This window comes from Bartonella sp. CE47NXGY (assembly GCF_042195415.1).
Taxonomy (GTDB): domain Bacteria; phylum Pseudomonadota; class Alphaproteobacteria; order Rhizobiales; family Rhizobiaceae; genus Bartonella.
Genome location: NZ_JBHIOI010000318.1, coordinates 1 through 506 on the forward strand (window position 1 = coordinate 1; position 506 = coordinate 506).

At 31.2% G+C, this 506-nt stretch carries 1 protein-coding gene; it reads right to left on the reverse strand.

Translation table 11 applies throughout. The features are described from left to right. Positions 1-67: 67 nt before the first annotated feature. The gene (locus ACFIL3_RS11285) at positions 68-451 is read right to left on the reverse strand and encodes a hypothetical protein (RefSeq protein WP_375638862.1); all 384 of its coding nucleotides are present in this window, start codon (positions 449-451) and stop codon (positions 68-70) included. Positions 452-506: the final 55 nt, after the last annotated feature.

Below are 506 nucleotides of genomic sequence, written 5' to 3' on the forward strand. Positions count from 1 at the left end.
TAGAGTAGGAAAAAGGTGCATTTTATAAACAACAGGGGAGGGTTGTTTCCATAGCCAAAACATTTTTTCAAGTTGTTGTGGTATCTTTTTGAATTGCTTGATCGATAAAAGTTTCATAATTATCAGAAACAATATATTGGGTATTTTCTCCTAAAGCTTTGAAATGTTCATGACCGCAATGGATTTTTGCTTTTTCCAGATCGCACAACATGTCTTCGAAAATACTTCCTTTGCTTTCCACAACAAAATACAGTTTTCCTTGCCCATCTTGCTCGAGTAATACAGCCCTATCGGGAGTATATGATCCAAGAGGTGTATCAATTTTAAACCATTTAGGCAGTTGCGCATAAACTTTAATCTCATCGTTTTTTTCAAACGATTGTGCAAAACTGAACTCAATATCTGAATCATAAATAACATGATCATAAATTGATTTATCAGTTTTTGTCATATTCTTTTATAAAACAATTTGCTTTTATATTTATTAAAATGCATTTTCTATTTTA

What these genes read in the sequence shown, in the direction of transcription:
- ACFIL3_RS11285 (WP_375638862.1), bottom strand. Translation starts at nt 451, where the DNA reads ATGACAAAAACTGATAAATCAATTTATGATCATGTTATTTATGATTCA.